The sequence below is a fragment of the Spiroplasma endosymbiont of Amphimallon solstitiale genome (assembly GCF_964030965.1).
Classification (GTDB): Bacteria; Bacillota_I; Bacilli_A; order Mycoplasmatales; family VBWQ01; genus Spiroplasma_E.
Map to the genome: position 1 here is coordinate 597,154 of NZ_OZ034999.1, position 15,305 is coordinate 612,458.

Below are 15,305 nucleotides of genomic sequence, written 5' to 3' on the forward strand. Positions count from 1 at the left end.
ATTTTTTAATTCTTCTTTTTAAAAAGAATATTTTTATTTGTTAAATTATTAAAGTTATTATTTTTTATTAAAATGTCTTCAATTGAACGAATATTTCGTAAAGCAGTAGTATCAACCATATTATACTCAGCGCCAATACTATGATATGTACGATTTTCATATAAATATCTTAAAGTCATTACTTGTCTATCTTCTATTGACATTTTATATGGTCTTCCACCAATGGTAATTTTTAGCTTTTGATGATCTAATAAAATATTTAAAATTTCATTAAAAACTAGTTTATTAATACCAACTATTTTACGAAAATATTGATCCGATTTATCTTTTAATTCAAAATATGTCATAAAATTTATCCTTAACTATTCAACTTTTATTTTAATAATAACAAAAAAATGAAAAGTTAACTAGTTATGCAGTAAGTCTAATATTGAAATATTAGAAAATGCAGTTAATGATTATAAAAAATTAATAAGTGAAATGCCACAATTAGTTAAAGATTGATTGTTAGGATAAGATTAGGAGAATGTTAAATGTTAGAAAATGAAACTAATGTACAACAAAAAACTGAACCTTTAACTGAAAATAATGCTTCACAAGAAATAGAAAATAAAATTAATGAAGCGGAAAATAAATTAAATAAAATTAATCAAGAAATTAAAGAAAAAGAAATTATTAATATATTTAAAAAATATCAAATTAAAAATGAATTTTATGATTATTTAAAGTTTAAAACAAATGATATAGAAAATTCAAAAATAGAAGATACTATTAAAAAAATTATTAAAGAACAACCAGTATTTAAAGAACCAATTAATACAGGTGGTAAACAAGAAACAATATTAACAAATCAAATACCAATTAAAATTAATTCTTTATTAAATTATAAAAATAAAAATAAATTATAAGAAAGGAAAATATATAAAATGCCAATTAATATTCAAACAAACTTAAATAACACAGAAAAATTAGTTGAAGCACCAGAATTCATAGAATTTTTTAAACAATCAAATAGTCCATGAGCAAACTTTTTTCCAATTGAAATGGTTAACTCTACAAAAATAGAATTTATTATTAAATTACCAAAAGACCCAAAAGTTAAAGTTATTTTATGAGATGACAAAAGCAAAAGATATGATGTTGGATATGCTACTACTGATAAAATTGAAAAAATAATTGAAAAATCATATCTTGCTGGTGAAACAATTGCAAATATTGACTTAAATGCTGAAAATGGACAAAATTTATTAGATAGTATGCAATATGAAGTTGCTAATGATTTAACAGATAAATTAGCAAATGATGATACTAATATAATATCTCAATTTGCTACAAAAGTAACAATCACTGATACAACACCAATTGGATATTTAAAAGCAATGTTATCTGCATGAAATACTTTATTTCAATTAAGAAATAGTACAAATTGTAAATTTTTTATTACCAATAATCTTTATGATAGTTTAGTTTATTTAGCAGATAATAAAGGAATAATTACTGATAATGAATTAGCACAACAATTACGTTTAAATGGAAATGATTTATATGTAAAAGGTGTATTATGTCAAATTGTATTAGATGATTATATGACATTTACAAATGATAAAAATGAAGATGAAATAATGAATTTTATTTTAGCAACACCAAAAGCAATGAAAAGATATATGTTACAAAATACAGTTATTTATTTACAACAAGTTGCAGACGGTAAAGTTGGAAGAACCTATTTAGTTGGTGGCGAAGTATTTGGTCAATCAATTCCTTATATGTCAAAAAAAGAAACAACATCACGTTGAATGTTATGTGGAGTAATTAAAAGTGAAGTAAAAAATGATTTAAAATCTAAAATTACATCTTTAACAATAAATAATCCTACTGCAAAAACAGATAAAACTAATAAAGAATTAGATAACAATATTTTATATGCAAAAGAAATTAATAGTTTAAATCCAAGTTTAGAAAATCCAACTATTAAATATTTTAGTGATGAACAAGGTAAAAACATTATTAGTAATAATAAACAAAAAACTGGTGATTTATATGTAGTGATTAGAACAAATATAAATGACCCAAATTATAAAGGTTCAACAAATCCAATTAAAATAACTCTTAAATAATTAAGGAAATTTAATCATGCCAATTGGTACAACTAGTACAGCAATAATTTTAAACATAAATAAACCAAAACATACTAGAATAAGTAAACAACAAGAAAATAAAAGTTTTTGATGAGAAATTTTAGAAATGATTGGTGTACAAGTAATAGCAGTAGCACTTGCTCCTTTTACTGGTGGTTTAAGTGAAAGTATAGCACTTGGATTAGGTGCAAGTGATTTAATTGCTAGTATTAGTGCTGTTGGTGTAGAGTTTTTAACTGATTTTACTATTAATCAAGTTTATGATTATTTAAAAGGAAATGTAACACCATTAAATACTTTTTTTAATATATTACCTGCATTTGTTGGAATTAATAAAATTAGTCGTGGTTATCGTACTACTAAATTTATTAAGTTAGCACAAAAAACTAAAACATTAGAACAAATTGGTGTTAAAGAAGCAAAAAATTTACAAGAAATTATTAGTCAAGTAAGTGGAAAAGAAATTTTAACAGATAAAATCATTGGTAATAAACGTTATTTATTTAATTATAGTTTGGCACCTAATCGTGAAACAATAACACAAAATTTAGGTTATGTTGCTGAAAAACAATTTAAAAATAATTTTAAATCTTTAAAATCACAACAAATAAAAGAATATTTATCATTACAAAATACATTAATAAAATTAAGTCCACAATTAACTCCAAAGTTTAAAATTAAAGATATTGAAAAAGCAAATAACTTTTTAAAAAAATATAATACTGAATTAAAAGAAGTATTAAAAATGAACCAACATGATTGATTAAATTTAGTTCATACAATACATACAGAGAATAGATATGGTAAATCTTTAATTTTAGATTTACAAAAAATTCGTGCAAATGCTATTAAATTTAATTTTAAAAATAGTACTATTCATAAATTTGTTTTAAAAGCAAATCAAACTTTTAAATATTTTGATATTAGATTTTATTTAAAAAAAGGTTTAAATAAATTTTGAAAAGATACTCCATATTTTGAAAAATTACGAGAAAGTATATATAAATTACAAGAAAAATTTGAAAAGTTAGAAAAACAAGCATTTGAAAAAATTAATAAATTAAAAGAAAAAGCAACAAATTTATTTACTAGTGCTGAGAAAAAAGCAATTAAACATGCACAATTAATTCCATTAAATTCACCAGTATTTATGGGTTGTAAAATTCAACCTTTATCATTAAGTAAATGTGCAATTACTATTTATCATCGCAACCCTAAATATAAACCAATTACAGTTGTTGATAGTATTATTAAAGCAGAAACTTTTGTTACTCAAATACATCCATTTCACTGATATAGATGATATAGTGGTTGATATATTGGTTATGGTGTTAATCGTAATAAATGATTAAAAGCAATAGCATTTGCTCCACCAGTGGTGCAACAAGTAATTAGAGATAGTTTTAAAGTATATAGAGAAATATTTAGAATAATAAGAACTTATCATAAAGTAGTGAATGTTATTAATAATCCTATTGAAAATATTAATAAATTATTTAAAAGTGTTGGTTTAAAATTTTCAGTTAATACTTTATTTGGTACTGGACTATTACATCATTTAGAAAAATTTGCATATAGTCAAGTTGTAGAAAAAGGGAAAAAGAAATTACAAAAAGAAGTTATTCATATTGCACATAGAAAAACTAAAACAAAAACTAAACATTATAAAAAAGCATTTTTAAAGGAATGATAAATTATGATTAATAAACTTTGAACTGATGTCAGTCTTGAAAATTATAATAACTGATATCCATTAACTGGAAAAATTACAGAAACACCACCACAATATATAAATACATGACCTAATGTTAGGAATTGATTTATAACTTTTGCTATTCGCGCTCAAAATGATATTAATGCTTATCTTGATTTTATTTTATCTAAATTTCCTTTTGATAGTTTTAAAGATGAATTAATTAAAGAAACATTAAGAGATATGGTTTATGTAATGGTTGAACATTGAGTATTTAATCGTACACCAATTGAATTTAATGTTGATGCAACTATTCAATTTAATAATGGTAATCAATTTAGTGCAAGTAGTATTCCAACAATTAATGTTTGAGATTTAGCACCAAGTAGAATGAAAATATGAGCAAGATTAACAGAATTAAAACAAGTATTTTTAAGTTATAATCAAGATGAAATAGATATTGAAAAAATTGACTTACAAGCATTTTATACTAGAAATCAAGTTGATGAATTAATTAAAGAACAAAAAGAATTTACATTATCAAAACAAATGAAATTATATGATGATTTAATTGATGATAATGAAAATGAGATATATAGGGGTCGTGTTACAAACTTTATAAATAAAGGTTATGTAGCAACTGAATATGACCCAAAAACTGAAACAATGATTTTAGATTGACCAGATGAAATTGGAACATTGCCACCCGAATCATTACAAAATAATCCGCAAATTGGTGATTATACACATGCTCCAACTTGTGATTTTTCTGCTAAACAACAAAAACGAATTACTACAAATGAAAATGAAATTACCAAATTAAATAATGATTTAACTAACGCAAATGAAAGTATCAATAATATTAAAAATAATTGATTTAATATTGCAACTAGTCCTTTATGAAAAAAAATGGATTCTTTTATCCCTAGTAATGAATTTGGTAAAACATATTTAGTAATATGAGGTTATATTTATCAACCACCTAGTAATCCTACTGATAATTATATATATTGGGATAAAAAAACTATATTTAATCTAGGTGGTGAAATTCAAAGAACAACACAAAAAACTATTAAATTAGATGAGTTAAATGTAAATGATAATGTAAAAATACAATTATTATTTACTAAGGAAGGAAATAATATTACTGTTTTCTCTAATAATGATAATTATACATCTACTTCTATTCTTTTATATCAATATATTGGAAAAGGAACGCCAACTGAATTTATTATAGAAGAAAGTGCTGAACGTGATTATTATACAAAACAAGAAACTAATGACTTATTAGATAAAAAACAAGATAAATTAACTGCGGGTACTAATATTACTATTAAAGATAATGTTATTAGTGCTACTAGTGGCGAAGTTGATCCAAATAATTATTATACAAAACCAGAAGTAGATAAAAAATTAGAAGATAAACTAGATATAGATAAATTTTCATATGCTTTTACTGTAAATGCTCTTGGTATTGAAAATCCTAATTTAGAAACTACTAATAAAACTATTGTTGGTGCTATTAATGAATTAAAACAAAAAATAAAAGATAAAAAATTTTCAAATGATTATTTTAAATATAATACTGAAACAAATGAAGTTTCATTAAATGATAAAGAAAATTCATTACTTTGTAAGGATTTATTAGAAAATAATGAATATAAATTATTAAAAACTCAAAATAAAAAATTATTACAAGCAATTAATGAAATATTAGAAAAACAACCACAGCCCAGTCCAAGTGGTTCAAATTGAAAAGATGTAGCATTTTCACAAGATAGAGAAACAATTATTTATGAATTAAAACCAGATACACATTATAGAATATTTTATGATGTTAGTGATAAAAGAAGTACTGGTTTAATTGGTAAATATCCAACTTTAATAAGTGAATTTTATTGAAAGTATTTAAACGAAACAACTTATAATGATTTATGAATTAATTTACCACATTGAGTTAATGGAATTCTTTCACATTTAGTAATAATAATTAATAAATATAAAATTTCATGATATAGAAATAGCAATGATGGTAATTTTTGAAAATTACAAGAATTACAGGAATAATATTATGTTTTTTAAAATTATAAAGATTATATTAGGTTTAATTGGAGTAATTCTATCATCTGCAACTGCTGGTTTAATTATATTTTTTATTATAAAAATTATATTAAAAATTAATCAAATATTTTAAAGAAAGGTGCTGAATATTATGCTAAGTTTATTTAAAAGAAAAGATAAAACAAATATTAATGATAATCAAAATGAAAAATTAAAATTTTTAACTAATAAAAATAAAAGTACACATGCTTCTATTTTAAATTATTTTGGTTTTAATGATTTTAACCATGAAACTTATTTTACTGATTTTGTAGCAGAAAATAATGCTAATTTATATAATGCTCCATTAGAAATTAATAATGAAACTATTAAAAAATATTTAATTCAACAAGAATTTTATAGAAAAAACTGAAATTCTATTTTTAAGTTAAGTAAATTAGGAATTAGTGGTTATTTAATTTATATTGCTAATGATAATTTATATTTTCAAGTAATAGATATCCAACAAAGAGTTTATGATATTACTGGTAAATTAATTGAATGTGCTATTTTTTATGATAATTATGAACAAAATGCACAAACTGTAAGATTATTTGAAGTTTATACATTAAATAATAAACAAGTAACAATTAATCGTGCAATTTATAATATTAATGATACTAAAAAACAAACTAAATTAGATTTTAAATCATATATTAATAATCCTAATTTATCACAAGAACAAACATTAAATATTAACTATATACCAATAGTAATTATGAGAAATAAAGCAAATGAATTAGCAGATTGTGATAAAGTAATGGATAAAATTAAAGCACTAGATGTTATTTATGAACAAATTGTTTTAGATAGTATTTTAAACTCACCTAAATTTATTTTTGACCAAACTTATGGTAATGTTCAATCTTCAATGGAAGAAGCAGTAAGAATATTAGTTACTAAAAACTATATTTGAAAAACTACTGGTGATAATAATGAAAAAAATGAAAATATTAATATGACAAGTAGTAATTTTAAAGGTAAGAATTTAACTGATATATACGATTGAAATGTTAATGAAATATTTAAACGTTGTGGTATTCATATACCAAGCCAAAAAAAATCCGCACAACAATCAGTTCCCGAAAGTACAGCAGTAAATATTTCAACCATTAATTATATTGAACAAAAATTATGACAATTTAATATTGATATTCTTAAATTTATTCAATTATTAGTAAAGGTAGATAAAGACTTATTAAATAGTCAAACATTTAATATTAGTGATGATCAAGAAATTAATAATTTAACAGTTAAACTAAAATTATTTAATCCCGAAAATAACCAATTAATAGGAGAAAACAATGGACAACAACAAACCACAAACCAAATTTCCACAGAAACAGAAACAAACTAAACTTAATCAAGCAAAAGTAGAAAATGATTATTTAATAGATAATATTCCTTTTGATTTTACTAATATGATGGGTGCTACTAGTGACCCTGATATTAATAGAGCATACGATGAATTTAAAAAAAGAACAATTTATATTTATGAAATTGAACGTTTATTTAAAAATAATGAAAATAATAGTTTAAAATTTTCAGCAAATACTATTAAAATCGGTTTTATTGATATTGATAAAGTATTAAAAACTATTGCTGTTGAAACATCAGACTTTACTATGCAATTAAATCAAAGAGCTAGCACAAACATTAATGATAATACTATTGAATATAGTATGACTGATATTAAAAATTTAATTTTTCAAGAGATAAATTTATTAAATCAATTTAAGTTATATGCAGTATCTATTAATGAACCTTTAACAGAAAATAATATTGATAATTTATATATTATTAATAACTATTCACAACCTTATCAAAATCCAAAAACAAGAAGTACTAAAAGTATAACTATTATTAAAATTAAAGATTTTAAAACAAGAGATGGTTATCCAATTATTATTAAATTACAAAAACCATTAGACAAAGATATCAAAGTTACTGGTTTAAAAATTAAAGCACCTAGAAGTATGATTTTCGGTAATATAAAGGTACTTGGTGAAGTTGACAATATGGAAGTATACCCAAAGTTATTTGTCAAAGATAAGATAGCATTTCCACTGTTATCAATGCCTATTGAAACTCAACCAAAAGTTAGAATATTACAACAATGATTTAGTGAACAAATATTACCATGAAATTTAGCAAAGCAATTTATAGGACAAGAAAAATCAGTTTTAGATTTAATTGCTATTGGTGGTGGAACTGAAACAAGAAAAGAAATTATTAATAATGCAAGAGTAACTCATGCTTGATTAGGATATGAAATGGGTACTGTTTGAAATGGTCAGTGACCATTGAAAAAACAAAAGGAATTAAAAGATAAAGAAGTTTGAAATTTTCCAGGTGAAAGTCAATTTTATCAATATGTTGCAACTAATAATAAATTTGATGATATTGAAGTTGAAATACAAGATGCACCAACAGTTGATAGTTTACAAAAAGTATTATTAGATATGCTAACTTATACGTATACTTACAATAGAAATTTTGAAGGTGCATCATTAGATCCAACTAAATCACCAAATAAAATGGACATATTAAGAGGAAAATTTGAAAATCAAAAACCCGATGAAGTAATAACTAACTTATTTAGACAGTGAAAATTAGATTATCCTAATTATATTAATTTAGAACAAGTGAAAATATTTAAACAACTAATTATTATGTTATCAAATAATATTTATTCAACAATGTCTATTAATAAAGGTTTAAATGATGATAATAAAATATTATTACCTTATTATTTTGAATTAAAATCAAATCCAATACATCCTACTAATGATGATATTTGACAATTTAAAGATGCAAAAGTTATATTAAAATCTGAATATTTTGATTTTACAGATATGAATAATATTAAATTAAAAAATAATGATATTAGCCAAAATGAATTATTTAAACTAGATGATAATCAATTTAACTGATTATCTATTACAAATGAATTAGAAAGTAATAATATTCCGTCATTAATTCCGGCAGATTGAACATTAGGAAATGGTGAATATGGGAAATATTTTACAAAAACAATTATTGATAAAACTAAAATTACTAATGCTTTAAATTTATATGGTTCAAACAAATCTCAATTATTTTCTAAATTAGAATTTTATAAAGAAATCGCACAAATTGATACTAATAGTGAATTTGAATTGCAAATTGAAAATCCGATTAATAACTTAAATCGGATTGAAATTAGTTGTATATTTGGTGCTGGAAATTATGATTTAATTTTAATTACTGATAAACAAAACATCAATTTAACTAATATTAATTTATTTGATAAATATAATGAAAATATTTCTTATATAAATTTAGAAATTTAATTATCAAAATAATCTTTTCAATATTTTCCATCTCATTTAATATCCACATCATGTAACTTTTTATTTAAGCAATATAAAGAATAATAGGAACCATTATACATATTAACTCATATTGGAGCATTACATAATACTATTGTATGGTCTGGCTTTTCATAATGATTAAATCTATTATTTTCATGAGTAAGTATCCCTCCCATGATTAATCCTATTGTTCCAGTTGTGGTACCAGTTAATGCTAATGTTATTTTACTCAAATTTATTTTTATTCATTTTTTCAACTATATTCCCCCTTTTTTGCAATAGTGTTATTACAAAATATAAAAAATAATTAAAAAGAAAAATTATTTTTTTAATTTAATTTTTTATTAATTGTAAAAATTCTATTATTTTTTTAAATCTCATTTTCTAAACTATACATTCTATATATAAGTGTATATATTTTTTAATATAATTCTATTTATTTACTTATTTTTACAAGTACGCTTTTAAACGCAAAATAACGCCTAAATTAAAGTTGTTTATTTTGCGATACCTATACTATTAATTATATGTAACTTGTTTATTATACGGAAAATATGAAAGTACTTTTTTTGACAAGTCATTATTTTAATCATAATTACATTATTATATGGATTATTATGGATAAAATAAAACAAAAATAGATTATTAATTTAATTTACCATATTTTAACACTTTAAATTTAATAAATTTAAAATTAATAATTAGTACAAAAAACAGATTAGGAGAATTTAATATGAATTTTAATTATAAATGAAATTTTAGAGAACAAAATGCAAAAATTGATAAATTAGTTTTAGAACATATAACAAAGAAATGAGAAAAATGAGATTGAAGAATATTTAAAACAAGAGATAAAAAGAAATATAAAATTGTTGATTATCAATATCGAACAAGAAAAATAATGTATGGATTAGTAACTTATAAAAGAAGAATTTATGAATATTTTGATGAAAAATTACAAAAATGAGTTCGTGTTTGTTTAGTTGATGAATGACTAGAATTACCTAAATATAAGAGAATTGGTGAAGATGTTGAACAAACTATTATTGAATATTTTGCTGACGGAAAAAGATATCATGATATTTGTGATATTTGTAAAAAAGCAGGTATTAGTGTTAGTACTGTTCATAGAGTTTTTAAAAATTTAGAAGTAATTGAAGCAAGTCCAATAAAAGTAAAGTTAGAAAAAAATCAACCTATTTTTGTAGCAATTGATGATGGACATCGAAAGTTTTGAGATTTTAAACGTAAAGGTATAAAACACTCTATGAGATTAATAACAACATATACAGACAATATTAATCACAAAGTACAAAATAAAAGAGTAAAAGCAATTATAAGACCAACAAGAACAGTAATTGGAGTTAAAAAAAACTGCTGAATTTATTAAAGAACATTGTCAAAAATTTTATGAAAATGTTGAACAAGCAAAAATCATTATTTGTGGTGATAGTGCAGGGTGAATTAAAGATATAGCAGATTATCTTGGTACTGAGTTTATTTTAGATAAATTCCATTTAATTAGAACATTATATCTTGGAATAATGGCCGGAAATAAAGGAAAGTATGTAAAAGAATATAATCATTGTAAAAATTTAATTAATAATGGTCAATATGAACAATTAATTGATTATTTATATAAAGAATTAGATAATCATAAAAAATTAAAAAAACAGTATTTTAAAAATAATAAAAAAGGTATTGTTAATCAAAGTACAAAGTGAAATATTGGCTGTTTTACCGAAACAAATATTTGACATGTTTTAAAAGAAATGATTGTTAATAGAACATATAGTATTTTTATTTATATAAAAATGGTTATTTTTAAGTGTAATAAAATAAATTTAGAAACATAATTTTAATGAATATAGTAATTATTGATTATTTCACAATTTTGAATGGCATCTCAAAAATTATTATTTTTTAAATTTGTTTTTAACCGAATAATTAAACAAGTTAATGACATAGTTATAGATATTAAAATTGGAGTTAGAATTATACAAAAAATAATACCAATTTGTAATTTTATTAATTCATAATAATTTTTATAGTTATTACAAATTGAACATAAGTAATTTGAAGAATGATCAATAAAGTAACTTAATCCATAATGATTTAACATTTTAAATCCATTACAATATTTTCATTTATTATTAAAATAATCATGAAAATTACTACAATGTATTAAAATTAATCCTATAATCATAATTATAATAGTTAAAATAAATAGTAATACAGTTAATAACTGTAATTTTTTAAGTTTCATTTTTAAGTTCTCCTTAAATTTATTTGTTAATTTTAGAATTTAATAAAATTTATTATAAGTATCTTAGTTGTAATATTTTTAAAATAGTAGTAAGATAAATTTACAATTACATAAAAATCCTAATTATTTCTTGTCTAAAATATAATAAGACTATATGAATTAATTTATTCCGGATTTTTGACAATCTCCTTTAAATTTATATATCAAGGAGTGAATAAATATGGAATTCAATGAAAAATTGCTAAAAGAAAAATATTTTCCGCAAGCACTAACAAAAATAAAAGAAATTGTTAAAATTCAATCATATGCCCAACCACCCACAACAACAGCACCTTATGGGCCTGGTGTTAAAGAAGTATTAGATTATGCTATTAATTTAGGGCAAGAATTAGGTTTTAAAACTTATCGTCACAAAAACAATAAGTATGGATATTTAGAATATGGTGATGGTAAAGAAATATTTGCGATGTTAGGTCATCTTGATGTTGTACCACCAGGTAATTTAGAAGAATGAAAAATTCCACCTTTTTCGCCAGAAATTATTAATGATATTTTATATGAACGAGGTGTATTAGATGATAAAGGTCCAACAATTATTATTCTATACTGTTTAAAATATTTAAAAGATCATGGCTATCAACCAAATCGTCGAATTAGAGTTATCTTTGGTTTAACTGAAGAAACAACATGAGATTCAATTAACACATATATGAAGCAAGAAGGTACTCCAACTTTTGGCTTTACTCCTGATGGTATGTTTCCGCTAGTATATGCTGAAAAAGGAATTATTAACTTAGATATTATTGGTACAGGTCATAAATCCATTGTTATTAATGCAGGTGATGCTTACAATGTCACTTGTTCTACTAGTAATATTAATGGTGTTGATATTGAATCATTTGTTAAAATTGGCAAAAATAAGAAATATCGAATTGAAAATAATAATCAACAAATTACCATTCATGGTAAACCAGCACATGGGTCACGAACAGATGAAAGAATTAATGCAGGATTAAGAAGTTTATTAATTTTAAATGAACTTAAAGTTGAACATAATCTAATTAAATTTGTTGGTGATATTTTACAAGAAGATACTGCTTTAACAAAATATTTCTTTAATTTTGTAGAAAAGTAATGATACATGATAAAGTGTTATTTTTAGAGAATTTTTACACTAAATAATGTTACTTTTAACAAATTTTTAATTAAAAATAATATTTTAAGTGTAAATTGATGAATAATTTTTGGTCATCCATACTTTTCTACATAATTAAAAAAATATTTTGGTGATTTAGATGATGAATCTGGAAGTTTTACTATTAATGTTGGCATTGTTGAAATTAATAGCAAAATTTCAAAATTAGGATGTAATATCCGTATTCCAGTTAAAACTGATTTACAAGAAATTTTAAATAGATTAACAAAAATATTAAAACCTTATAATTTAACAATAAAACAACAACATTATGATAAACCATTATATATGCCACAAGAATCAACAATTGTTATTAAATTAATGGAAATTTATCAAGAAGTTACTGCTGATAAAAAAGCAAAAACAATTGCAATTGGTGGTGGAACTTATTCTAGAGCAATGCCAAATTGTGTAGCATTTGGTGCAATATTTGATCATATTAACTCAACTGAACATCAATATAATGAATGTATTAAAGTTGACGAATTATGAAAATCAATGTTAATTTATGTACGTGCTATTAGTACACTGGGAAGTTTAGAAATTGGTAAATCCTGAATTGTAAAATTAAAAAGGACACTTATATAAAAATTAAATTGTGTTAATTCTATAATTAAGAAAAGAAAGGAATTAGCACAATGTATAAGTATCTGACTATTGAATCAATAATAGCAATAAAAGAATATAAAAGTTATGGATTTTCGATTCGTAAAATAGCAAAAGCCATTGATTATAGTAAATCAACTGTACATAGAGTTTGTAGATTATTAAATCAAAACTTATTACCATTAGAAATATTGAATAAAATTCAAAAAAATAAACAAAATGCAGGTAGAAAATTAATAATTTTAACTTTAATAGAAATTAATACTATTAATCATTTGTTAATTACTAAAAATTATGCTCTTGATATAATTGCTAATTTTTTAAAGGAAAATAAAATAAAAAGTATTTCAACAAAAACTTTATATAACATGTTTAAAACAAATCGAATGGGTTTTGATGAAAATAACTTATTGAGAAAAGGAAAAAATAAACCTCACAAACAAAAAGAAACTAGGGGCAGAATTAATAATTGTAAGTCTATTCATGAAAGAAATTTAATCATTCCTAATATTAAAAATATAGAAGAATTTGGTCATTTAGAAGGTGATACTATCATTGGTAAAGATCATAAAAGTTCTATTATTACTTTAGCTGATATATGATCAAAAACCACAATTCCTTTAGCAACTAAAAATAATAAATCAGAAAATATTACAAAAAGTATAATAAAATTTATTTCAAAGTTACAAAAAGGAACAGTTAAAACTATTACTTTTGATCGTGGTAAAGAATTTAGTAAATGAAAATTAATCGAAAAAAATTGTAATGTTAAGATTTATTTTGCAGATCCTGGTAAACCTTGTCAAAGAGGTTTAAATGAAAATAATAATGGTATTTTAAGAAGATATTTACCAAAATCTACAGATCTATCTTCATATAAACAAAAAGATTTAAATACTATAGCATTTCAAATTAATTCTACACCCAGAAAATCACTATCTTATAAAAGACCAATAGATTTAATACAATTATTTTAAAAAACTGTCCCATTTATATTTACAATTCAGGTTTTCTAAGAACCTGTTTAGAATCTTTTCGAAAATAATGTAAAATGATTATATATTTTAAAATAAGAGGTATATATGCATAAAAATTATCCAAGTCATGTCACCAAAGAACAATTTGAGAACATAAAATCAATTTTAGAAAATAGCAAAAAGAAAACAAAACCAAGAAGTTTAGATTTATATGAAGTATTTTGTGCAATTTTATATGTATTAAAAAGTGGTTGTCAATGAAGAATGCTACCAAAAAATTTTCCAAAATGACAAACTGTATATTATTATTTTCAAATTTGAAGTAAAAATAATGGTAAAGAACCTAGTGTATTGCAATTAATTTTAAAAAAAATTAGTTAAAAAAGTTCGTATCAATAATAATCGCAAAGAACAAACTAGTTTTTGTATAATTGATTCGCAAAGTGTTAAAAATACAGATACTACTGAAAATAAAGGTTATGATGCTGGTAAAAAGATTTCAGGCATAAAACGTCATATTGTTGTTGATTCTCAAGGTTTACCACATGCAATTTACATAACCACAGCAGAAAAAACCTTTAATTTTGTAGAAAAGTAATGATACATGATAAAGTGTTATTTTTAGAGAATTTTTACACTAAATAATGTTACTTTTAACAAATTTTTAATTAAAAATAATATTTTAAGTGTAAATTGATGAATAATTTTTGGTCATCCATACTTTTCTACATAATTAAAAGAAAAAACAGATCGTAATAGCGCTATAATAATGATTGAAAATGAAAAAGAAAATCTTTCTGCAGTTCAAAAAATAATAGTAGATGCTGGTTATACTGGTGAAAAATTTGCTTCTGAAATCAAAACAATCATAAATGCAAATGTTGAAGTGATAAAACGTAATGAATTACATACTTTTGTAGTATTAGAACCTGTTTAGAATCTTTTCGAAAATAATGTAAAATGATTATATATTTTAA

The 15,305-nt window shown here is 22.3% G+C and carries 16 protein-coding genes and 1 pseudogene; 13 read left to right on the top strand and 4 right to left on the bottom strand.

The genetic code is table 4. The features are described from left to right. Positions 1-5 precede the first annotated feature (5 nt). Positions 6-347: a transposase family protein gene (locus tag AAHH39_RS03705; protein WP_342218876.1), complete on the bottom strand. Its 342-nt coding sequence runs from the start codon at positions 345-347 to the stop codon at positions 6-8. A 186-nt stretch (positions 348-533) separates the two neighbouring features. On the opposite strand from AAHH39_RS03705, the gene AAHH39_RS03710 reads away from it, so the two are divergent. The 6 genes from AAHH39_RS03710 to AAHH39_RS03735 all read left to right on the top strand — a co-directional run bounded on the left by AAHH39_RS03710 (position 534) and on the right by AAHH39_RS03735 (position 9,263). Then, the gene (locus tag AAHH39_RS03710) at positions 534-908 is read left to right on the top strand and encodes a hypothetical protein (RefSeq protein WP_342218877.1); all 375 of its coding nucleotides are present in this window, start codon (positions 534-536) and stop codon (positions 906-908) included. Positions 909-926: 18 nt separating this feature from the next. After that, positions 927-2,117 carry a hypothetical protein gene (locus AAHH39_RS03715; protein WP_342218878.1) on the top strand — a complete coding sequence of 397 codons (1,191 nt, stop codon included), beginning with the start codon at positions 927-929 and terminating at the stop codon, positions 2,115-2,117. A 16-nt stretch (positions 2,118-2,133) separates the two neighbouring features. Then, a complete protein-coding gene (locus tag AAHH39_RS03720) occupies positions 2,134-3,831 on the top strand; it encodes a hypothetical protein (RefSeq protein ID WP_342218879.1) in 1,698 nt (565 codons plus the stop codon). Positions 3,832-3,834: 3 nt separating this feature from the next. Continuing rightward, a complete protein-coding gene (locus tag AAHH39_RS03725; protein ID WP_342218880.1) occupies positions 3,835-5,898 on the top strand; it encodes a hypothetical protein in 2,064 nt (687 codons plus the stop codon). Between the two features lie 145 nt (positions 5,899-6,043). Further along, positions 6,044-7,288, top strand: a complete 1,245-nt coding sequence (locus AAHH39_RS03730; RefSeq protein WP_342218881.1) for a hypothetical protein — start codon at positions 6,044-6,046, stop codon at positions 7,286-7,288. After that, complete coding sequence (locus tag AAHH39_RS03735; protein WP_342218882.1) at positions 7,236-9,263, top strand: hypothetical protein; 2,028 nt, start codon at positions 7,236-7,238, stop codon at positions 9,261-9,263. Before AAHH39_RS03730 ends, AAHH39_RS03735 begins: the two co-directional genes overlap by 53 nt. Here AAHH39_RS03735 and AAHH39_RS03740 read toward each other — a convergent pair. Further along, positions 9,260-9,541: a hypothetical protein gene (locus AAHH39_RS03740; protein WP_342218883.1), complete on the bottom strand. Its 282-nt coding sequence runs from the start codon at positions 9,539-9,541 to the stop codon at positions 9,260-9,262. The genes AAHH39_RS03735 and AAHH39_RS03740 overlap by 4 nt on opposite strands. Positions 9,542-10,017: 476 nt before the next feature. On the opposite strand from AAHH39_RS03740, the gene AAHH39_RS03745 reads away from it, so the two are divergent. Next, complete coding sequence (locus AAHH39_RS03745; protein ID WP_342218884.1) at positions 10,018-10,674, top strand: UPF0236 family transposase-like protein; 657 nt, start codon at positions 10,018-10,020, stop codon at positions 10,672-10,674. After that, positions 10,643-11,140 (top strand): UPF0236 family transposase-like protein, encoded by a 498-nt coding sequence (locus tag AAHH39_RS03750; RefSeq protein ID WP_342218885.1) that lies wholly within the window; start codon positions 10,643-10,645, stop codon positions 11,138-11,140. Before AAHH39_RS03745 ends, AAHH39_RS03750 begins: the two co-directional genes overlap by 32 nt. Positions 11,141-11,142: 2 nt before the next feature. On the opposite strand, the gene AAHH39_RS03755 is transcribed toward AAHH39_RS03750, so the two are convergent. Beyond that, positions 11,143-11,550 carry a hypothetical protein gene (locus AAHH39_RS03755; protein WP_342218886.1) on the bottom strand — a complete coding sequence of 136 codons (408 nt, stop codon included), beginning with the start codon at positions 11,548-11,550 and terminating at the stop codon, positions 11,143-11,145. Positions 11,551-11,770: 220 nt separating this feature from the next. On the opposite strand from AAHH39_RS03755, the gene AAHH39_RS03760 reads away from it, so the two are divergent. Then, a complete protein-coding gene (locus AAHH39_RS03760) occupies positions 11,771-12,685 on the top strand; it encodes a Sapep family Mn(2+)-dependent dipeptidase (protein WP_342218887.1) in 915 nt (304 codons plus the stop codon). A 23-nt stretch (positions 12,686-12,708) separates the two neighbouring features. Here AAHH39_RS03760 and AAHH39_RS03765 read toward each other — a convergent pair whose 3' ends face one another. Continuing rightward, on the bottom strand, positions 12,709-12,882 hold the full coding sequence (locus AAHH39_RS03765; protein ID WP_342218888.1) for a hypothetical protein: 174 nt from the start codon (positions 12,880-12,882) through the stop codon (positions 12,709-12,711). A gap of 151 nt (positions 12,883-13,033) precedes the next feature. Between AAHH39_RS03765 and AAHH39_RS03770 the strand changes: the two genes are divergently transcribed. The 4 genes and pseudogenes from AAHH39_RS03770 (at position 13,034) to AAHH39_RS03785 (ending at position 15,265) form a co-directional block, all read left to right on the top strand. Continuing rightward, entirely contained in the window at positions 13,034-13,333 is a 300-nt protein-coding gene (locus tag AAHH39_RS03770; RefSeq protein ID WP_342218889.1) for a hypothetical protein, read from the top strand. Positions 13,334-13,383: 50 nt separating this feature from the next. Further along, complete coding sequence (locus AAHH39_RS03775; protein ID WP_342217458.1) at positions 13,384-14,328, top strand: IS30 family transposase; 945 nt, start codon at positions 13,384-13,386, stop codon at positions 14,326-14,328. A gap of 105 nt (positions 14,329-14,433) precedes the next feature. Continuing rightward, positions 14,434-14,905 (top strand): annotated as a pseudogene (locus AAHH39_RS03780) (IS5 family transposase); the annotation flags it as partial. Between the two features lie 192 nt (positions 14,906-15,097). Then, entirely contained in the window at positions 15,098-15,265 is a 168-nt protein-coding gene (locus tag AAHH39_RS03785; protein WP_342218890.1) for a hypothetical protein, read from the top strand. Positions 15,266-15,305 lie beyond the last annotated feature (40 nt).